The sequence below is a fragment of the Streptomyces sp. NPDC001406 genome, assembly GCF_042895285.1.
GTDB lineage: Bacteria > Actinomycetota > Actinomycetes > Streptomycetales > Streptomycetaceae > Streptomyces.
The window spans coordinates 366694-385070 of the sequence record NZ_JBIAWG010000010.1 but is presented as its reverse complement, the minus strand read 5'-3'; the positions used below and the strand labels follow the sequence as shown (position 1 = coordinate 385070).

Sequence of the window (18377 nt, the reverse complement as noted above, 5' to 3'; positions counted from 1 at the left end):
CGGTGGGCGGCCCGACTATGCTCGGCTCCGCACCTGCGACGTACCCGATCTGGAGCACTCCATGAGCCTGAAGATCACCGTGATCGGCACCGGCTACCTCGGCGCCACGCACGCCGCGGCCATGGCCGAACTCGGTTTCGAGGTGCTGGGACTGGACGTCGTGCCCGAGAAGATCGCGATGCTGGAGCGCGGCGAGACCCCGATGTACGAGCCAGGGCTCGACGAGCTGCTGCGCAGGCATGTCGCCGGTATCGAGGGTTCCTCCGGGAGACTCCGGTTCACCCTGGACTGGGCCGAGCTGGCCGAGTTCGGCGATGTCCACTTCGTGTGTGTGAACACCCCGCAGAAGCACGGCGAGTACGCGGCGGACATGTCGTACGTCGACGCCGCCGTCGCCTCCCTCGCCCCCCATCTGACCGGCCCCGCGCTCGTGGTCGGAAAGTCCACCGTGCCCGTCGGCTCCGCAAACCGGCTCGCCGCCTACCTGGCCGAGCACGCGCCCGCCGGTGCCGACGCCGAGCTGGCCTGGAACCCGGAGTTCCTGCGAGAGGGCTTCGCCGTCGAGGACACCCTGCACCCGGACCGGATCGTGGTCGGCGTGCGCAGCGAGCGGGCCGAGAAGCTGCTGCGGGAGGTGTACGCCACGCCGATGAGCGAGGGCACGCCGTTCGTGGTGACCGACTTCCCGACCGCCGAGCTGGTGAAGACCTCCGCGAACTCCTTCCTGGCCACGAAGATCTCGTTCATCAACGCCATGGCGGAGGTGTGCGAGGCGGCCGGCGGCGACGTCGCCAAGCTGGCGGAGGCCATCGGGCACGACGACCGGATCGGCAAGAAATTCCTGCGCGCCGGGATCGGGTTCGGCGGCGGCTGTCTGCCCAAGGACATCCGGGCGTTCATGGCGCGCGCCGGTGAGCTGGGCGCGGACCAGGCGCTGACCTTCCTGCGGGAGATCGACTCCATCAACATGCGCCGGCGCGGGCAGATGGTGGAGATGGCCCGGGAGGCGCTCGGCGGGGGTTCCTTCCTCGGCAAGCGGGTCGCGGTCCTCGGCGCCGCCTTCAAGCCCGACTCGGACGACGTCCGGGACTCGCCCGCGCTCAACGTGGCGGGCCAGATCCATCTGCAGGGCGGTCAGGTCACGGTGTACGACCCGAAGGGCATGGACAACGCCCGCCGCGTCTTCCCGACGCTGGGGTACGCCGACTCCGCGCTCACCGCCGTCCGGGGCGCCGACGTCGTGCTGCACCTCACCGAGTGGCGGGAGTTCCGCGAGCTGGACCCGGCGGCGCTGGGCGAGGTCGCGGCGGCCCGGGTGATCCTCGACGGGCGCAACGCCCTGGACCCGGAGCACTGGCGGCGGGCCGGGTGGACGTACCGGGCGATGGGGCGTCCGACCGCCTGAGTCCCCGCAGACAGGGTGACGCCGGTTCGGCCGAGGCTCAGTCGGCCGAACCGGCGTCCTGTTGCATTCTGCACCACGGGACCACTGGATGGCCGATGAACCACCTGTGGGTTGCCGCTCCTTCGGCACTGCGCCCTGTGGGTACCGCCCCTTCGGCCACTGCTCTTCACTGCTCCTTGGCGCGGTAGCGGCGCATCTTCGCGCGTGCCCCGCACACCTGCATCGAGCACCAGCGGCCGCGGCCGGCCGGACTGCGGTCGTAGTACGCCCAGTGACAGGTCACGGCCTCGCAGGCCTTCAGCCGGTTCCAGGTGCCCGCCACCAGCGCCTCGGCGACGGCCGCGGCGACCCGGGACAGCAGCGGGGCCCCGTCGGCGGGGGCGAGGGCGGCGGAGCCGTCTCGTTCGTCGACCGCCACATACAGCGGGGCACGGGCCAGCAGCTCGCCCAGCGGGGTGACCTCGCGGTGCGGCGGGTGTCCGGCATGGGCGAGCAGCGTCGCGCGCAGCGACTCACGCAGTTCGCGCGCGCCGGGCAGTTCGTCCTGCGTGAGCCCGAAGCGGGCCCGGCCCTCCGGCGTGTCGAGCGAGTCGCCGCCGGATTCGAGGTCGAGCGTGTTCACCAGGGACTCGACCAGGGCAAGGCCCCCGGGGGCGGGCGATCTCTCACTCATGGCCGTGACGCTACCTCTCACGAATTCCCTTGCGACGTTACCTCCGATGCGGGAGCATGAGGTAACGGTTACTGGTTACCCGCTTCTATGGGTAACACAGGTGACCCCCTTTCCCTGGTCACTCGCTTCGAGGAGGAAGTCATGGCTCTCGCCAAGCTGGGCGTCGTCGTCCTGGACTGTCCCGACCCACGCGCGCTCGCCGGTTTCTACGCCGGGGTGCTCGGCGGCACCATCGAGGACCAGGGGGAGTGGGTGGACCTCAAGGTGTCCGGCGGGCAGGCGCTGGCGTTCCAGGAGTCGTCCGGGTTCGTAGCGCCGAAGTGGCCCTCGTCCGACGGCTCGCAGCAGTTCCATCTGGACCTGGTGGTGGCCGACCTGGACGCGGCCGAGAAGGGCGTGCTGGAACTGGGCGCGAAGCCACTGGACGCGGCGGACCGCTCGCGCACCTGGCGTGTGTACGCGGACCCGGCGGGGCACCCCTTCTGTCTGTGCCTCAGCTGAGCCAGGAGGAGTCCATGGAGCCGGTCGCCCGCTTCCGCTCCGTCGTCGTCGACTGCCCCGACCCGGTCGCGCTCGCCGGGTTCTACGCGGCGGTGGTGGGCGGCACGCCCCGGGTCGAGGAGGACGACTGGGTCGTCCTGGAGGCACCCGGTGTGCCACGGCTCGCCTTCAACCGGGCACCGGGGTACACCCCGCCCGAGTGGCCGCGCGCGGACCGGAACTCACAGCAGTTCCATCTCGACCTGGACGCCGGGTCCACCTGGGAGGAGGTCGACGCGGCGCGGGAGAGGGTGCTGACGCTGGGTGCCCGGCCACTGGACCTGGAGGAGGGCGAGGACAAGGACTTCCGGGTGTTCGCGGACCCGGCCGGGCATCCGTTCTGCCTGTGCCGCATCGTCCGCCCCTGACCGGCCGTCCGGCGACGCCGGAGACGTCGGTGAGCACGCGCCGAACCGGTTCATCCCGCGCAGCAGGCGCGGCGGCGTCCGCCGGGTCCGGGACGACGGCGATCCGGCCGCAGTGGCGGGCGTCGATGACCTCGCACCTCGGGTTGCACCGGAGGGCGGCCGGGTCGACGGCCCGCCCGAGGCCCCCCGGCCCGGCATCGGGGTCGGTGACCGCGGAGTACGACGTCCCGGTAGGGGCGGGGCGGCCGGACGAACCGGGCCGGCCCGCCCCCCTAGGCGATCAGCCGTCCAGTTCTCCGATGGTCGCGTTGGACGGTGCGCGTGTCGTCTGGAGGTCTCGGGCCACGTCCTCCGCCGCGCCCAGTACCCGTACCGCGTTCTGCCAGGTCAGCTTGGCGAGGTCGGGCCTGGACCAGCCGCGGTCGAGGAGTTCCGCGATCAGGTTCGGGTAGCCGGAGACGTCGCTGAGGCCGTCGGGTGTGAAGGCCGTGCCGTCGTAGTCGCCGCCGATGCCGAGGTGGTCGATGCCGGCGACCTCGCGCATGTGGTCGAGGTGGTCGGCGACGGTCGACACCGTGGCGACCGGACGCGGGTTGCTCTCCTCGAAGGCGCGGTGCACCTTCATCGCCTCGGCGGTGGTGGCGAGGTGGTGGAAGCCGTGGGCGCGCATGTTCTCGTCCGCCGCGGCCGTCCAGTCGACCGCCGCCTGGAGCACGAACTTCGGTACGAACGTCACCATCGCGACACCGCCGTTGACCGGCAGGCGCTCCAGCACGTCGTCCGGGATGTTGCGCGGGTGGTCGCAGACGGCACGCGACGAGGAGTGGGAGAAGATCACCGGGGCGACGGAGGTGTCCAGCGCGGCGTGCATCGTCGTCGCCGCCACGTGGGAGAGGTCGACGAGCATGCCGAGGCGGTTCATCTCCCGCACGACCTCACGGCCGAAGGACGACAGGCCGCCCACGTTCGGCTCGTCCGTCGCCGAGTCCGCCCACGCGTTGTTGTCGTTGTGGGTGAGGGTCATGTAGCGGACACCGAGGCCGTACAGCCCGCGCAGCGTGCCCAGCGAGTTGGCGATCGAGTGGCCGCCCTCCGCGCCCATGAGCGACGCTATGCGGCCCTCGGCGCGCGCGGACTCCATGTCGGCGGCGGTCAGCGCGGGCGCCAGGTCGTCCGGGTAGCGCGCGATCAACTGTCGTACGCAGTCGATCTGTTCCAGGGTCGCCGGGACCGCGTCGGGCAGGTCCGAGCGGACGTACACCGACCAGTACTGCGCCCCGACCCCGCCCTCGCGCAGCCGCGGGATGTCGGTGTGCAGATGGGCGTTCTGGTGGGCGGCGATGTCCCGGGCGTCGAGGTCGTAGCGGACCTGTTCGCGCAGCGCCCAGGGCAGGTCGTTGTGGCCGTCGACGACGGGGAACTCCCGCAGGAGTGCCCGGGCTTCCTCCGGTGAAGCCATCGCCGTCACTTCCCCGAGCCGAAGCCGAAGCCGCTCGTGCCCTCGACCTTGGCGCGCAGGCGCTTGCCCTTCTCGGTCGCCTGGTCGTTCAGTTCCTGCTGGAACTCCCGCATACGGGTGAGGAGTTCCTCGTCGTGCGTGGCGAGGATGCGGGCCGCGAGCAGACCGGCGTTGCGGGCGCCGCCCACGGAGACGGTGGCGACGGGGACACCGGCCGGCATCTGCACGATCGACATCAGGGAGTCCATGCCGTCGAGGTACTTCAGCGGGACCGGGACACCGATGACCGGCAGCGGGGTGACCGAGGCGAGCATGCCGGGCAGATGGGCGGCACCGCCCGCGCCCGCGATGATCACCTTCAGGCCGCGCTCCGCCGCCTGCTCGCCGTACGCGATCATCTCGCGCGGCATGCGGTGCGCGGAGACGACGTCGACCTCGTACTCGATCTCGAACTCGTCGAGCGCCTGGGCGGCGGCCTCCATGACGGGCCAGTCGGAGTCCGACCCCATGACGATGCCTACAACTGGGCTCATTCGGTGATGGTGCCTCTCAGGTAGCCGGCAGCGTGACGGGCGCGCTCCAGCACCTCGTCCAGGTCGTCGCCGTAGGTGTTGACATGACCGACCTTACGGCCGGGCTTCACGTCCTTGCCGTACATGTGGATCTTGAGCTGGGGGTCGCGGGCCATGCAGTGCAGGTACGCGGAGTACATGTCCGGGTAGTCGCCGCCGAGGACGTTCGCCATGACCGTCCACCTGGCGCGCGGACGCGGGTCGCCCAGCGGCAGGTCGAGGACCGCGCGGACGTGGTTGGCGAACTGCGAGGTGACCGCGCCGTCCTGGGTCCAGTGGCCCGAGTTGTGCGGGCGCATCGCCAGTTCGTTGACGAGGACACGGCCGTCGCGGGTCTCGAACAGCTCGACGGCGAGGTGCCCGACGACGCCGAGTTCCTTGGCGATGGTCAGGGCCATCCCCTCGGCCTTCAGGGCGAGGGCCTCGTCCAGGCCGGGGGCGGGCGCGATCACGGTGTCGCAGACGCCGTTCACCTGCTGGGACTCGACGACCGGGTAGGCGACCGCCTGGCCGTGCGGGGACCGTACGACATTGGCGGCGAGCTCGCGGACGTAGTCGACCTTCTCCTCGGCGAGGACCGGGACGCCCGCGCGGAACGGGTCGGTGGCCTCCTCGGCCGACTCCACGACCCACACGCCCTTGCCGTCGTAGCCGCCGCGGACGGTCTTGAGGACGACGGGGAAGCCGTCGCCCTCGGCCGCGAAGCGGACGACGTCCGCGGCGTCCGTCACGATCCGGTGCCGCGGGCACGGCACACCGATCGCGTCGAGCTTCGCGCGCATCACGCCCTTGTCCTGGGCGTGCACGAGCGCGTCGGGGCCGGGGCGCACGGGGACACCGTCCGCCTCCAGGGCCCGCAGATGCTCTGTGGGTACATGTTCGTGATCGAAGGTGATCACATCGCAGCCCTGCGCGAACGCACGCAGCGTCTCCAGGTCGCGGTAGTCGCCGATGACGACATCGCTCACGACCTGTGCCGCGGAATCCTGAGGGGTGTCACTGAGGAGCTTGAACCTGATGCCCAACGGGATGCCCGCCTCGTGTGTCATACGAGCGAGCTGACCCCCGCCGACCATGCCGACTACCGGGAACGTCACGCCCCCAGGGTATCGGCCGTGCCGGCGCGGCCGGATTGCGCGCCTCCGAGCAGGCTTCTTACCCTGCGTTTCGCCACCTCTTGCCCTGCTTTTCCCCGGCTCTTTCCGATCTGATGCCGACCCGTGAGCCCGTCCACAGGAAAGGCCGAAGAGCGCCGGTTAGCATGGCTGGGTTGACCGAACCTACGGACGGGGGCCTGCACGACCATGGAACATCGTTCCTCGGGGCTGCAACGACTCGTGCGCGAGGTGGCCAAGTTCGGCGCCGTCGGCGGCGCGGGACTGCTTGTCAATCTCGGCGTGTTCAACCTGGTACGGCACGTCACCGACCTGCCGGTCGTCAGGGCGAGCGTGATCGCGACCGTCGTCGCGATCATCTTCAACTACATCGGTTTCCGTTACTGGACGTACCGGGACCGTGACAAGAGCGGGCGCACCAAGGAACTCACGCTGTTCCTGCTGTTCAGCGTGGTCGGCCTGGTGATCGAGAACGGCGTGCTGTACGCGGCGACGTACGGCTTCGGCTGGGACAGCCCGCTGCAGAGCAACGTCTTCAAGTTCATCGGCATCGGCGTCGCGACGCTGTTCCGCTTCTGGTCCTACCGGAGCTGGGTCTTCAAGGCGCTTCCGGCCCGCGAGGCCGTCGCCAGCGCGGAGTCGTTCCTCGATGAGGGTTCCGCCGCCCGCCGGGCCACCCAGCGGGTGCCGTAGCCCTCCCGCGGGACCTGCCTAGCGGACCGTCGGATGGTCCTCGCCGTGCTTCCTGAGCGGGGGCGTGCGGGACAGGAACAGGCCGAAGACCGGGGGCTGGGCCTGGAGCAGCTCCAGACGGCCGCCGTCCGCCTCCGCGAGGTCGCGGGCGACGGCGAGCCCGATCCCCGTCGAGTTCCGCCCGCTGATCGTCCGCTCGAAGATACGGGCGCCGAGGTCGGCCGGCACCCCGGTGCCCTCGTCGGTGACCTCGACCACGGCCTGGTTGCCGGTGACCCGGGTGCGCAGGGCGACCGTGCCGCCACCGTGCATGAGCGAGTTCTCGATCAGCGCCGCCAGCACCTGGGCGACGGCGCCCGGAGTGCCGACGGCCCGCAGATGCCGCTTGCCGGAGCTGACGATCGCGCGGCCCGCGCTGCGGTAGGCGGGGCGCCACTCGGCGAGCTGCTGCTGGATGACCTCGTCCAGGTCGAAGGAGACGGCGGAGCCGGTCCGCGGGTCGCGGGCGTTGGTCAGCAGCCGCTCCACGACGTCCGTCAGCCGCTCCACCTGCGTCAGCGCGACGTTCGCCTCCTCCTTCACCGTGTCCGGATCGTCGGTGAGGGTGATCTCCTCCAGCCGCATCGACAGCGCCGTGAGCGGCGTACGCAGCTGGTGGGAGGCGTCGGCCGCGAGCCGCCGCTCGGCGGTCAGCATGCGGCCGATCCGCTCGGCCGAGGAGTCGAGGACGTCGGCGACCCGGTCCAGCTCGGGCACGCCGTACCGCTTGTGCCGGGGCCGCGGGTCACCTGAGCCGAGGCGCTCGGCGGTCTCCGCGAGGTCGGTGAGCGGGGAGGCCAGACGGTTGGCCTGGCGTACGGCCAGCAGGACCGCGGCGATCACCGCGAGCAGCGCCACCGCACCGATGATCAGCAGCGTACGGCCGACCTCGCGCGTCACCGACGAGCGCGGCTCCTGCACGGTGACCGTCTCGCCCTCCTCGCCGGCCTGCGTGGCGTGGATGACATCGCCTTCCGGCTTGGTGCCCACCTCGATCGGCGCGCGGCCGGGGAGGCGGATCACCGCGTACTGCTCCTTGGCGACCTGGTCGCGCAGGATCTCGGCGTTGACGTTCTCCGCGCCGAGGATCCGGCTGTCGACGATGCTGGCCAGGCGCACCGCCTCGGAGTCCACCCGTTCCTGGGCGCTGTTGCTGATGGTGCGGGTCTCGACGATCACCAGGGACACGCCGAAGACCGCGATCACCACGAGAACGACGGCAAGGGTGGACTGAATGAGACGACGACGCACGAGGCCCTCCGGGCAGTGGCTTTACGACGACCAGTGTGCCCCCGGCATGCGCGCACACCGGTTCGGGGCAGCGCCCCGAAGGGGCGCGGGGAACTGCGCGACCAGCCCCCGACGGCCCGCAGCCGCGCCGCCGCACAAGCCGCAACGGCGTTACACGCGTAGTCGGCCAAGCCCAGCGGCAGCGCTCAGCTCTTCTCGAAGCGGAACCCGACCCCGCGCACGGTCGCGATGTACCTGGGGTTGGCCGCGTCGTCACCGAGCTTCTTGCGCAGCCACGAGATGTGCATGTCCAGCGTCTTGGTCGAGGACCACCACGTCGTGTCCCACACCTCGCGCATCAGCTGGTCCCGGGTGACGACCCGGCCCGCGTCGCGCACCAGAACCCGCAGCAGGTCGAACTCCTTCGCGGTGAGCTGGAGTTCCTCGTCACCCATCCACGCGCGGTGCGACTCGACGTCGATCCGCACGCCGTGCGTGGCCGGCGGCTGCTGCGGCTCGGCGGCGCCGCGCCGCAGCAGGGCCCGGACACGGGCGAGCAGTTCGGCGAGCCGGAAGGGCTTGGTGACGTAGTCGTCGGCGCCCGCGTCGAGGCCGACGACGGTGTCCACCTCGTCGGCCCGCGCGGTCAGGATGAGGATGGGCACGGTGTGGCCCTCGGCACGCAGCCGGCGGGCGACCTCCAGGCCGTCCATGCCGGGCAGGCCCAGATCCAGCACGACCAGGTCGACGCCGCCCTGCATTCCGGCGTCGAGCGCGGTGGGTCCGTCCTCGCGCACCTCGACCTCGTAACCTTCCCGGCGCAGGGCGCGGGCCAGCGGCTCCGAGATGGACGCGTCGTCCTCGGCGAGCAGTACACGGGTCATGAGGTGATGGTAGTCCGCCCGCCCGTAGTGCAGGGGTGTGATCGGCTGGCCGGATTCTTACCTTGGGGCACAGTGGTACGAACCTATGGCCGAGAGGTGCGACCCTAGGAGGGACCTTCGAAATCGGGTGCGTGGTTCCCGCGACACCTGTGATCCGTGTCTCAAGTCCTTCCATATCCGGCACTGTCCTGACGTACAGTGACTTGCAACGCCTGTAGTACACCGGGGACCTTTGGCGGGCAGTTGACGCTGAAGGTCTCTTTTGTGTGCGGGCCGGTCCTCCACCGGCTTTGAAAGGAATGACCTCTGGCCGGGCTCCGTACGCATGACGCGTCATGGGGCGTGGATCCCGGTGGTCGCCGTCCGCCGCTCCGCGATCCGGAGCGGACTCCCCTCGGGCGTGGGGGTGGACGTGCCGACCCCGCCGGTGCCGGCCACTCCCCCACCGGGCGCGCAACGCTCCAGCGCGCGTCCCGACCAGCAAGGAACGACCATGGCGTCCAGCCTGACGAAGGACTCGGTCCAACCGGGCACCCCCGGTTCCGAGAAGACCTTCTTCGGCCACCCCCGCGGACTGGCCACCCTCTTCATGACCGAGATGTGGGAGCGATTCTCCTACTACGGCATGAAGGCCCTCCTCACCGTCTACCTGCTCTCCGGCGGCCCCGGCGCCGGCAAGGGCAGCATGGGTGGCGGCCTGGCCATGGACGTGGCCACCACCACAGTGATCGTCTCCGTCTACTCGGCGATGGTGTACCTGCTCGCCATGCCCGGCGGCTGGCTCGGCGACCGCGTCTGGGGCCCGCGCAAGACGGTGGCCATCGCCGCCGTCACGATCATGTCCGGCCACCTCGTGCTGGCGCTGCCCGGCGGCCAGGCGCCGTTCTTCGCGGGCCTCGCGCTGGTCGCGGCCGGTTCGGGTCTGCTCAAGGCCAACATCTCCACGATGGTCGGCCACCTGTACGACGGTCCGAACGACCCGCGTCGCGACGGTGGCTTCACGATCTTCTACATGGGCATCAACGCGGGCGCCTTCTTCGCCCCGCTGGCCATCGGCACCGTCGGTCAGAAGGTCAGCTGGCACCTCGGCTTCGGCATGGCCGCGGTCGGCATGGCCATCGGCCTCGCCGCGTTCCTGATCGGCACCCGCACCCTGAGCCCCAAGAGCAACATCGTCCCCAAGCCGCTGGCCGTCGAGGAGCGCACCTCCTGGCTGCGCAAGGGCCTGACCTGGCTGATCGTCGCGACCGTGTTCTACGGCGTCGTCGGCCTCACCGGCCACTTCACCCTGAACTGGGCGATGATCCCGCTGACCGTCATCGGTCTGGTCGTCCCCGCGGGCGTGCTGCTGCGCATCAAGCGGGACAAGGACCTCTCGGGCCCCGAGCAGTCGAAGATGAGCGCCTACATCTGGTTCTTCGTCGCCGCCGCCGTGTTCTGGATGATCTACGACCAGGGCGCGTCCACGGTCCAGGCGTTCGGCGAGGGCAAGGCGTCCCACGACATGCTGGGCTTCGACTTCCCGACCTCCTGGTACCAGTCGCTGAACCCGCTGTTCATCATGGCGCTGGCCCCGGTGTTCGCCTGGATCTGGATGTGGCTGAACCGCCGGGACAAGGAGCCCAGCACCATCGTGAAGTTCGCGATGGGCCTGGTCCTGATCGGCGTGTCGTTCTTCTTCTTCCTGATCCCGCTGGGCATGTCGGTGAACGGCACCGCGGTCAGCCCGATGTGGCTGGTCGGCATCTACTTCATCCAGACCGTCGGTGAGCTGTGCCTGTCCCCGGTCGGCCTGTCGGTGACGACGAAGATGGCCCCGGCGAAGTACGCCAGCCAGATGATGGGCGTGTGGTTCCTCGCGGTCACCGCGGGCGACTCCATCACCAGCCTGCTGTCCAACCCGGCCATAGCCGGGGTCGACCTGGGCGGCAAGGGCGCCGTCTTCGGGGAGGCGGCCCTCGCGGCCCTCGCCGGATTCGCGGTGTGGATGTACCGCCGGAAGGTCAAGGCGCTGATGGGCGACGTGCACTGACGCACCGCCCGGCATACGGCGAGGGCCGCCGCACTTCATGTGCGGCGGCCCTCGCCGTATGCGCGTCGGCCGTCAGGCCTTCGTCTCCACCGACCACGAGCGGGTGAAGCTGCGGAACCCGCACATCACGGTCGACTTCTCGCCGGGCTTCTTCCAGGGACCCCACAGGTACCACGGAATGGTGTGCTCCGCGCCGGTGCCCGTGCCCCGGACCACGTCGCAGACGAGCTTGACCCGCTGCAGGCGCACCGGCTTGCCCGAAGCCGACTTCTTGCAGCTGGACGTGGCCTTCGGACGTCCGAGGTCGAGGTGCACCTCGGCCTTGCACTTGTACTTGGCGCCGGCCGCCTCCGCGGTGCCCGCCGTGGCCAGGCCGGTCCCCGTCGCCATGAGAACGGCGGCGAGCGCAGCGCCCGCCGCCTTCTTCCCCCAGGTCATTTGCTTCCTCTTTCCCCTGCCGCACAACAGGCCGGGTTGTAGACCCTTCAACTGCCCTGTTGCGCAATACGCAATGTCGTCACGCGCTTGCTTGCGCGAACGCAGGGGACGCTATGGCACTTACGATCTTGGGAGCAAACTCGCGCGGCGGATCTGAGCAAGGTTTGAGGAACCATGGATCAGCAGGTCAGCGGGGGTTTCGCCGGGGCATGAAGGTGAACACCGCCGCGCCCAGCAGGATCGCCGTGCCCGCCACCAGACCGAGGGCCTTGAGGGCGCCGTGGTCGCCCGAACCGGTCTCGGCCAGACCTCCGCTGCCGCTGCTCCCGCCGGAGGACGAACCGCCGGACGACGACGTGCCGCCCGAGGCGCCGTTCGCCTGCTGCGAGGTGTCCAGCGTGAGGGAGACCTCCGACTTGGTCGGCGTGCAGGTCGTGGTCGTGCCCAGGGCCTTGATGGTCAGGACACCCGGCGACAGGGTCGACGAGCCGCTCGCCCCCGGCTTGTAGGTGCCCGTCAGATCGGGGATCTCGATCGGGTCGCCGGACTTGATGGCGGAGGAGTTCGTCGGGCCCTCCACATGCACCGTGCCCTTGTCGGCGCCGCCCAGGACCACCTCCATCGACGGCTTCACGGAGTCCTTCGGGATGTCGGCCGGGCTGTTCATCACCGACTTCTTGAACTGCACGGTGAGGTCGAAACTCCCGCCGTTCTTCTTGGCGTTGATCTGCACCGGCGAGGTCGCGTTCTTGTCGCCGATGGGCGTCTTGCAGGCGTAGGGGACCTGGACCTCCTTGCCGGTGAAGTCGGTCTGGCCGGTGCCGTCGCTCGGGGAGGCCGAGGCGGTGGGCGTGCTCGACCGGGTGGGCGTGGCCGACTGCGAGGTCGAGGTCGTCGGCCCCGGCGTCGTACTCGACGATCCGCCGCCGCCCGCCGTCACCTCGATGGTCGCCGCCTTCTGCACCGTCTCCTTCGGCGTGCACTTGGTGTCGGTCGACATGGCGTTGACCGTGTACGCGTCCGGCGTCAGCGTCACCTCACCGGGTGCCGTCAGCTTCAGGGTGCCCTTCATGTCGGACAGCACCATGGCCGCGCCCTTGGGGATCGCCGGGTTCTGCCGCGGCCCCTGCATCGCAATGTCGGCGCTCTGGACGCCGGCCGCCTTGAGGACTCCGGACGGCTGGACCGAGTTCGCGGGCAGGTCGATGATGTCGGGGTTCTTCGACGCGGCCTGTACGAACCTCCACACCACGTCGACGGTGTCGCCCACCTTGGCGGTGGCCGGCGCGGTGATCTCGACCTTGGTGGTGCCGTCGACGGGGTCGATGCCCGCGGGCGGCACACAGTGCGTCGCGAACGACACCTCGGCGGCCTGGGCGGGCGTCGCGGCCACGCCCAGCAGGACCGCCGCCCCGCCCAGCGCCAGCGCGGCCCCCGCCGCGCCCGCTCTCCGTACGCCGCCGACCGGTGTGACTCTCCTTCGCATGCTCACGTGGGTCCCTTCGTGGTGGGAGTCGTAGGACTCGTCGGGCTGTCGTCGTGCGGTGCGGAGAGCCGACCGGCCGCCGTGCCCGGATCGGAGTCCGGGGTGAACCACGGCAGGGTCGAAGACAGGGCGGGCGCGCCGTCCGGGGTGCCGAACCCCGGCAGCCGCCAGGCCGGCCGGGAGAGACGGGGTCCGCGGTTGCGGGCCGCGCCGCCGGTCCCGCGCGGCCGCACCCGGTCCACCACCGCCATCCCGACGCGGAACACCGCGGCCGGTACGACGAGACAGACCAGGATCCAGAACAGGGTCACGCCCCAGGGCCGCCCCACGCCCCACGGCTGCTCGGCGAGGACCTTGCCGCCGTACTCGAGGGAGACGGTGTAGTCGCCGTGCGCCCCGGCCGCGAGCTCGACGGGCAGTCTGAGCCGCGCCTTCTTGCCGGGCCCGAGGGTGCCGCGCCACTGCTGCTCGTCCCACTGCGGGGCGAACACACCGTGCGAGGTGCCGACCTGGAAGACGGGGTTCTTGACGGCGGAGGAGCCGACGTTGCCGACGGTGAGGACCAGCGTGCGCGACGGCGGGGCGCCGAACCAGGTCAGCAGCCCACTGGACCCTTCGAGCCGGGTGTCGGTGAGGATCGACAGGCGCCCGCCGGACGGCTCGGCGGGCAGCGGCTCGACGGCGTGCCCGGCGACTTGGAGGACCGCGTCCGCGTCGGCCTTCGCCCCGGTCACGGTGGCCACGTGCACCACGCACGGGCACGGCACCGGCGGCTCGGCGACCGGCAGCTTCTTGCCGAAACCGCCCTTGGCGTCGGTGGTGACGGCCCTGCCGTCGCCGTTGGCGCAGGAGTTGGTGCCGCCGATCACGCCGCGGGACGGGGTGGCCCGGCCGCAGATCAGCATCATCAGCAGCGTGTGCGGCCGCCAGCCGCTGCCGCTGACGGTGACCGAACCACCCGTTCCCGCCTGGGAGTCGGAGAGCTCGACGGTCGGCCCGTCCGCCGCCGTCGCCGTGCCGGCGAGCGGCAGCAGGAGCAGTGCGAGCACCGCCACCAGCGCCGGAATCCTGGCTCTCCCGCTCACGTCAGCACTCCCGTCGACTCGGCTTCCACGCACGGCGGTTGTGCCTCGCTGCCGGTCGTACGACGCCTGCGCCGCCGTACGACGAATGCCGTGGCCGCCCCGGCCGCCAGGGCCGACGCCGCCGCCACACCGCCCCAGGGCACGCACCGCACCGACGCGCTCGCCGAGTCCCGCGCCCCACCCGACGCGGTCACCGTCAGCCGTACGTCGACCGCGTCCAGCGCCGGCCGGTCGGGCCACGGCTCGTCGAGCCGCAGGCGCCGGCCCGGGGGCAGCCGGACGGGCAGGGTGCGCGGGGCGCGTTCCAGGACCGGTCCGAAGAGCCCGTCCGCGCGCACCGCGAGTCTCGGTACGAGGACCGTCGTACCGCGGTTGACCAGCTCGTACGTGATGCGCTCGGCGTGCACGGCCAGATGCTCGACGGTCAGCGCGGACAGCGCGGGACCGGCGACGCGCAGACGGACCGGGACGGTGGCCGTACTGCCGTCGCCGTCCCGCACGGTGATCGTGCCCGCCCGGTCGCCGGGCGCGGCGTCGGCCGGGACGGCCACCGTGAAGGGGACGTCGGCCCGGGTGCGGGCGGGGACGCTCAGCCGCGGCCGGGCGAAGGTGGCCCGGACGCCGGTGCCGCTCAGCCGTACCGTGACCGGCCGTGCGCCGCGGTTGGTCACGGACACCGTGTCCTGCTGGACCGTCCCGGGCGCGCCCTCGGCGTAGAAGGACGGGCGTCCGCCGCCCGAGGGCGCGACGGACCAGCCGCCCGCCGCCTCGGCCGGGGCGGCGGCGAGCAGGGGCAGGAGGGTCAGCGCGGCGAGGGCGGGCACGAGGGACGGGCGCGGGACACGGGCGGCGTACGGCATCGGCGGCTCCAGCGGTCGGACCCGGGGGCAAGCGGTCGGACCCGGGGGGCAAGCGGTCGGACCGGGGGTTCAGCGGCGTACGGTCTGATTCCGCCGCGTCAGCCACAGCGCGCCCGCCGCCCCGGCGAGCAGAACGGTGCCGCCGAGCGTGCCGAGGGCGACGACCGAGTCCTCGGGACCGGTCTTCGGAAGCTGCCCGCCGGAGTCGGTGCCGCTGTTGGACGTCGTGGAGGAGGAGCCTGAGGAGCCACCGGCCGCGGTGACGTCCAGGGTCAGCGACGGCTTGGGGCTGTTGGCCGGCGTACAGGTCGTCGTCGTACCGAGCGCCTTGATGGTGAGCACGCCCGCGGTGAAGGTGACCTTGCCGGTCTTCTTCGGTGTGTAGGTGCCGCTCAAGTCATTGATCTTGATGGGAGTGTTGGCCGGGATCGCGCTCTGGTTGGCCGGGCCCGACACGGACAGCGTGCCGCTGTCGGCGCCGCCCAGCACGATGGTGGCGCTCGGGTTCATCGCGCCCTTGCCCAGCTCGACCGGGCTGGAGGAGACGCCCTTCTGCCAGGACATGGTGATCCTGTAGCCGCTGCCGCTCTTGACGCCCTTGATGTCGATGGGCGAGACGGCGCTCTTGTCGCCGATGGGCGTCTTGCACTGGTAGTTGACGTCGACGACCTCGGCGTGGGCCGCGGGGGCGGCCAGCAGCAGCGCCGACCCGGCCAGCGCCGCGGCGGACACGAGCGCGGCGGTTCGTTTCGGGTACGACACGGTCCACCCCATTCCTGACGGTACATCAGATCGGCCGTCAAGGTACGCCCGGGGCCTTGAGGAGGGAAGACAAGGCGCACGCCAGAGTTGTGACGATCCGGCGTGCGCGGCAGGGGGCTCCAGTGGAGAGAGTGACCGTGAGTAACAGGGTCAGGCCGGTGCGCCCAGCTCGGCCCACACCGTCTTGCCGGACACACCCGGGGTGCGGACGACCCCCCAGTCCAGGCACAGCCGCTGCACGATGAACATCCCGTGGCCGCCGGGACGGCCGGCGCGGTGCGGGGTACGGGGGGCCGGCTGGCCGGTGCCACGGTCGGTGACCTCGATGCGGATCACCTTGTTGTCGCAGGCGAGGAACAGTTCCTCCGGGCCCTCGGCATGCAGACAGGCGTTGGTGACCAGCTCGGAGACGACGAGCAGGACGTCCTCGGCGGCCGCCCGCCGATCGGCGCCGACGGCGGGCAGCCAGCCCCACGCGTACAGCGCCTGGCGGGTGAAGTCACGGGCGAGCGGGACGACCCCGCTCTCGCCGTCCAGGCGCAGCCTGCGGACCTGCCGGCCCCGGCCGTCCCGGCCGCTCCCCGGGCCCTGGTCCCGATGGCCCTCGCCCGGCGGCGTGTGGCGGTCCTCCGCCGGCGCGGGCGGTGCGGCCGTTTCCCCCATGGACGCGCCGACCGCCGGCGCTCCCCCCTCGGACGCCCCGGAAGCGCCGCTGGGCTCCGGGCCGCGGTCGCCCGGCGAGCAGGGCCGGGTGGTGCTCATCAGCGCTTCACCTCACCGATTCACCAGTTCACGATTCACACGATTCAGAATTCTCGGTCGGTCGGTACCAGTCAGTACGCAGGTCGTACACGGGGCGTTCGCCGGTTCCGTGGCGCCCCCCGGGGCCAACAGGTCCAGCTTGTCTCCTGCCCGGCGGATCCGGCGGAACACCCCCTTTGCGGTGTGACCGGTGCGACCACCGGGGCGGCCGCGGCGGGGACGGCCGGGGCGACGGCTCAGCCGGCCTCGCCGGCCTCGTCCGCCAGGGCCGCCTCGACGGAGTCGTGAACGGTGAAGACCGCATCCGCCCCCGTGATCTCGAACACACGGGCCACCACGGGCAGCATCCCCGCCAGGTGCACCCCGCCGCCGGCGGCCTCCGCCTTCAGACGGGTCCCGAGCAGCACGTTCAGGCCCGTGGAGTCGCAGAACTCAAGCCGTGAGCAGTCCACGACGAGTCGCGAGAAGCCCTTGGCGAGCAGGCCGTCGAGCGGCTCGCGCAAGAGATCGGCGGTGTGGTGATCGAGCTCACCCGCCGGCGTCACGACGGCGCTGGAGCCCTCTTCCCGCACCTCCACCAGTAGCCGGCCCGACTGTGCGCTGCCGACCGTCCCGCGGTCCATGCCGTCTGTCTCCCGAGGTCGTGGCTGCTGTCTGACTTCCTGCGGATGTGCTGTCCGCACCCCGGCCGGCGTCCTGTCGGCACCCGGCCGGTGCCCTCGAACACTACGCCTTCCCTGCGCACTCCAAACACCCGAACAACCTCTCATTATCGGTCATATCACCCCATACCGCACTTGCCATGGGCTCGCAGAAGCCGGTAGGGCTAGTAGGGACAAGAAACCGACACGGCCGGCTTTGGAGGCGCCGCACACCGCAGTGCACGCATGGCTCCGGCAGCCTTATGCCGAGAACGATGGAGGACACCCATGTCACCCCGGCTCGACGCATCGCACACCATGACCGCGACGTCGACACCCCCACCGGAACAGCTGGATCCCATCGACGGGCTCCCCGAGATCCCCCCGTACGACGAGGTCGGGCCGGTGGACGCACGGGCCCTGTCCAAAACCCTCTTCGAGCGACTCGAATCGCTGGAGGAAGGCACGCACGAATACGCGTACGTCCGCAACACGCTCGTCGAACTCAACCTCGCGCTCGTCAAGTTCGCCGCCTCCCGCTTCCGCTCCCGCAGCGAGCCGATGGAGGACATCGTCCAGGTCGGCACCATCGGTCTGATCAAGGCGATCGACCGCTTCGAGCTGTGCCGCGGGGTCGAGTTCCCGACCTTCGCGATGCCGACCATCATCGGCGAGATCAAGCGGTTCTTCCGGGACACCTCGTGGTCCGTGCGCGTCCCGCGCCGGCTGCAGGAGCTGCGGATCGACCTGGCCAAGGCCGGTGACGAGCTGGCCCAGCGGCTGGACCGCGCGCCGACGGTCGCGGAACTCGCTGAGCGCCTGGGCCTGTCGAACGACGAGGTGCTAGAGGGCATGGCGGCCTCCAACGCCTACACCGCCTCCTCGCTGGACGCCCAGCCCGAGGAGGACGACTCCGAGGGCGCGCTCGCGGACCGCATCGGCTACGAGGACCACGGGCTCGAAGGCATCGAGTACGTCGAGTCGTTGAAGCCGCTGATCGCCGAACTCCCGTCCCGGGACCGGCAGATCCTCTCGCTGCGCTTCGTCGCGGGCATGACCCAGTCGGAGATCGGCGAGGAACTCGGCATCTCGCAGATGCACGTGTCACGGCTGCTCTCGCGGACGCTGGTGCGGCTGCGCAGGGGGCTGACGGTGGAGGAGTGAGCCTCCCCCCACACATCGAGCGGTCCGGCCGGGTGCCGGGCCGCTTCGCTTTGTGGACGACGGGACCGCGCTGAGGGGAGGACTCACAGCTCTCTCACCGGTTACCCGGAGAAACGTCTTTCCCTCAAGCCCCCTCTCCACCACTATGGGCCCCCAAACTGGCCGGTAC

19 protein-coding genes are annotated in these 18377 nt (G+C 71.0%); 6 read left to right on the top strand and 13 right to left on the bottom strand.

Features of this window, described 5'->3' with window-relative positions:
- Window positions 1-61: 61 nt before the first annotated feature.
- Entirely contained in the window at window positions 62-1405 is a 1344-nt protein-coding gene (locus ACFY1J_RS25820; protein ID WP_390709962.1) for a UDP-glucose dehydrogenase family protein, read from the top strand.
- Window positions 1406-1571: 166 nt separating this feature from the next.
- Here ACFY1J_RS25820 and ACFY1J_RS25815 read toward each other — a convergent pair whose 3' ends face one another.
- Window positions 1572-2078, bottom strand: a complete 507-nt coding sequence (locus ACFY1J_RS25815) for a CGNR zinc finger domain-containing protein (RefSeq protein WP_390709961.1) — start codon at window positions 2076-2078, stop codon at window positions 1572-1574.
- Window positions 2079-2219: 141 nt separating this feature from the next.
- On the opposite strand from ACFY1J_RS25815, the gene ACFY1J_RS25810 reads away from it, so the two are divergent.
- Both ACFY1J_RS25810 and ACFY1J_RS25805 read left to right on the top strand, forming a co-directional pair.
- The gene (locus ACFY1J_RS25810) at window positions 2220-2579 is read left to right on the top strand and encodes a VOC family protein (protein ID WP_390709960.1); all 360 of its coding nucleotides are present in this window, start codon (window positions 2220-2222) and stop codon (window positions 2577-2579) included.
- A 14-nt stretch (window positions 2580-2593) separates the two neighbouring features.
- Window positions 2594-2986, top strand: a complete 393-nt coding sequence (locus tag ACFY1J_RS25805; RefSeq protein WP_390709959.1) for a VOC family protein — start codon at window positions 2594-2596, stop codon at window positions 2984-2986.
- A 280-nt stretch (window positions 2987-3266) separates the two neighbouring features.
- Here ACFY1J_RS25805 and ACFY1J_RS25800 read toward each other — a convergent pair whose 3' ends face one another.
- Genes ACFY1J_RS25800 through ACFY1J_RS25790 form a run of 3 tightly spaced genes read right to left on the bottom strand, consistent with a single transcriptional unit; the run spans window position 3267 to window position 6114 of the window.
- Entirely contained in the window at window positions 3267-4445 is a 1179-nt protein-coding gene (locus ACFY1J_RS25800) for a dipeptidase (protein WP_390709958.1), read from the bottom strand.
- A 5-nt stretch (window positions 4446-4450) separates the two neighbouring features.
- Window positions 4451-4954 carry a 5-(carboxyamino)imidazole ribonucleotide mutase gene (gene purE, locus ACFY1J_RS25795; protein ID WP_390710012.1) on the bottom strand — a complete coding sequence of 168 codons (504 nt, stop codon included), beginning with the start codon at window positions 4952-4954 and terminating at the stop codon, window positions 4451-4453.
- Window positions 4955-4974: 20 nt separating this feature from the next.
- Window positions 4975-6114 carry a 5-(carboxyamino)imidazole ribonucleotide synthase gene (locus tag ACFY1J_RS25790; protein ID WP_390709957.1) on the bottom strand — a complete coding sequence of 380 codons (1140 nt, stop codon included), beginning with the start codon at window positions 6112-6114 and terminating at the stop codon, window positions 4975-4977.
- 207 nt (window positions 6115-6321) lie between these two features.
- Between ACFY1J_RS25790 and ACFY1J_RS25785 the strand changes: the two genes are divergently transcribed.
- A complete protein-coding gene (locus ACFY1J_RS25785) occupies window positions 6322-6825 on the top strand; it encodes a GtrA family protein (RefSeq protein ID WP_263209504.1) in 504 nt (167 codons plus the stop codon).
- 18 nt (window positions 6826-6843) lie between these two features.
- On the opposite strand, the gene ACFY1J_RS25780 is transcribed toward ACFY1J_RS25785, so the two are convergent.
- Both ACFY1J_RS25780 and ACFY1J_RS25775 read right to left on the bottom strand, forming a co-directional pair.
- Entirely contained in the window at window positions 6844-8115 is a 1272-nt protein-coding gene (locus tag ACFY1J_RS25780) for an ATP-binding protein (protein WP_390709956.1), read from the bottom strand.
- Window positions 8116-8300: 185 nt separating this feature from the next.
- The gene (locus tag ACFY1J_RS25775; protein WP_018566970.1) at window positions 8301-8978 is read right to left on the bottom strand and encodes a response regulator transcription factor; all 678 of its coding nucleotides are present in this window, start codon (window positions 8976-8978) and stop codon (window positions 8301-8303) included.
- Window positions 8979-9471: 493 nt separating this feature from the next.
- Between ACFY1J_RS25775 and ACFY1J_RS25770 the strand changes: the two genes are divergently transcribed.
- Window positions 9472-11010 carry a peptide MFS transporter gene (locus ACFY1J_RS25770; RefSeq protein ID WP_390732009.1) on the top strand — a complete coding sequence of 513 codons (1539 nt, stop codon included), beginning with the start codon at window positions 9472-9474 and terminating at the stop codon, window positions 11008-11010.
- Between the two features lie 72 nt (window positions 11011-11082).
- Here the strand turns inward: ACFY1J_RS25770 and ACFY1J_RS25765 are convergent, their stop codons facing one another.
- The 7 genes from ACFY1J_RS25765 to ACFY1J_RS25735 all read right to left on the bottom strand — a co-directional run bounded on the left by ACFY1J_RS25765 (window position 11083) and on the right by ACFY1J_RS25735 (window position 17026).
- Complete coding sequence (locus ACFY1J_RS25765) at window positions 11083-11448, bottom strand: hypothetical protein (protein ID WP_390709954.1); 366 nt, start codon at window positions 11446-11448, stop codon at window positions 11083-11085.
- A gap of 187 nt (window positions 11449-11635) precedes the next feature.
- Window positions 11636-12934: a hypothetical protein gene (locus ACFY1J_RS25760; protein ID WP_390732008.1), complete on the bottom strand. Its 1299-nt coding sequence runs from the start codon at window positions 12932-12934 to the stop codon at window positions 11636-11638.
- Window positions 12935-12936: 2 nt separating this feature from the next.
- A complete protein-coding gene (locus ACFY1J_RS25755) occupies window positions 12937-14019 on the bottom strand; it encodes a hypothetical protein (RefSeq protein WP_390709952.1) in 1083 nt (360 codons plus the stop codon).
- Window positions 14016-14879: a hypothetical protein gene (locus ACFY1J_RS25750; protein WP_390732007.1), complete on the bottom strand. Its 864-nt coding sequence runs from the start codon at window positions 14877-14879 to the stop codon at window positions 14016-14018. Before ACFY1J_RS25750 ends, ACFY1J_RS25755 begins: the two co-directional genes overlap by 4 nt.
- 69 nt (window positions 14880-14948) lie before the next feature.
- On the bottom strand, window positions 14949-15641 hold the full coding sequence (locus ACFY1J_RS25745; RefSeq protein ID WP_390710011.1) for an LPXTG cell wall anchor domain-containing protein: 693 nt from the start codon (window positions 15639-15641) through the stop codon (window positions 14949-14951).
- A 150-nt stretch (window positions 15642-15791) separates the two neighbouring features.
- Window positions 15792-16403, bottom strand: coding sequence for an ATP-binding protein (locus tag ACFY1J_RS25740; RefSeq protein WP_390709950.1), 612 nt, complete (start codon window positions 16401-16403; stop codon window positions 15792-15794).
- Between the two features lie 236 nt (window positions 16404-16639).
- The gene (locus ACFY1J_RS25735) at window positions 16640-17026 is read right to left on the bottom strand and encodes an STAS domain-containing protein (RefSeq protein WP_390709949.1); all 387 of its coding nucleotides are present in this window, start codon (window positions 17024-17026) and stop codon (window positions 16640-16642) included.
- Between the two features lie 306 nt (window positions 17027-17332).
- Between ACFY1J_RS25735 and ACFY1J_RS25730 the strand changes: the two genes are divergently transcribed.
- The gene (locus ACFY1J_RS25730; RefSeq protein WP_390709948.1) at window positions 17333-18208 is read left to right on the top strand and encodes an RNA polymerase sigma factor SigF; all 876 of its coding nucleotides are present in this window, start codon (window positions 17333-17335) and stop codon (window positions 18206-18208) included.
- Window positions 18209-18377: the final 169 nt, after the last annotated feature.

Excerpts from the sequence above, each read along its gene's own strand:
- ACFY1J_RS25820 (WP_390709962.1), top strand. The coding sequence starts at position 62 with ATGAGCCTGAAGATCACCGTGATCGGCACCGGCTACCTCGGCGCCACG.
- ACFY1J_RS25815 (WP_390709961.1), bottom strand. The coding sequence starts at position 2,078 with ATGAGTGAGAGATCGCCCGCCCCCGGGGGCCTTGCCCTGGTCGAGTCC.
- ACFY1J_RS25810 (WP_390709960.1), top strand. The coding sequence starts at position 2,220 with ATGGCTCTCGCCAAGCTGGGCGTCGTCGTCCTGGACTGTCCCGACCCA.
- ACFY1J_RS25805 (WP_390709959.1), top strand. The coding sequence starts at position 2,594 with ATGGAGCCGGTCGCCCGCTTCCGCTCCGTCGTCGTCGACTGCCCCGAC.
- ACFY1J_RS25800 (WP_390709958.1), bottom strand. The coding sequence starts at position 4,445 with ATGGCTTCACCGGAGGAAGCCCGGGCACTCCTGCGGGAGTTCCCCGTC.
- purE (WP_390710012.1), bottom strand. The coding sequence starts at position 4,954 with ATGGGGTCGGACTCCGACTGGCCCGTCATGGAGGCCGCCGCCCAGGCG.
- ACFY1J_RS25785 (WP_263209504.1), top strand. The coding sequence starts at position 6,322 with ATGGAACATCGTTCCTCGGGGCTGCAACGACTCGTGCGCGAGGTGGCC.
- ACFY1J_RS25775 (WP_018566970.1), bottom strand. The coding sequence starts at position 8,978 with ATGACCCGTGTACTGCTCGCCGAGGACGACGCGTCCATCTCGGAGCCG.
- ACFY1J_RS25770 (WP_390732009.1), top strand. The coding sequence starts at position 9,472 with ATGGCGTCCAGCCTGACGAAGGACTCGGTCCAACCGGGCACCCCCGGT.
- ACFY1J_RS25765 (WP_390709954.1), bottom strand. The coding sequence starts at position 11,448 with ATGACCTGGGGGAAGAAGGCGGCGGGCGCTGCGCTCGCCGCCGTTCTC.
- ACFY1J_RS25760 (WP_390732008.1), bottom strand. The coding sequence starts at position 12,934 with ATGCGAAGGAGAGTCACACCGGTCGGCGGCGTACGGAGAGCGGGCGCG.
- ACFY1J_RS25750 (WP_390732007.1), bottom strand. The coding sequence starts at position 14,879 with ATGCCGTACGCCGCCCGTGTCCCGCGCCCGTCCCTCGTGCCCGCCCTC.
- ACFY1J_RS25740 (WP_390709950.1), bottom strand. The coding sequence starts at position 16,403 with ATGAGCACCACCCGGCCCTGCTCGCCGGGCGACCGCGGCCCGGAGCCC.
- ACFY1J_RS25735 (WP_390709949.1), bottom strand. The coding sequence starts at position 17,026 with ATGGACCGCGGGACGGTCGGCAGCGCACAGTCGGGCCGGCTACTGGTG.
- ACFY1J_RS25730 (WP_390709948.1), top strand. The coding sequence starts at position 17,333 with ATGTCACCCCGGCTCGACGCATCGCACACCATGACCGCGACGTCGACA.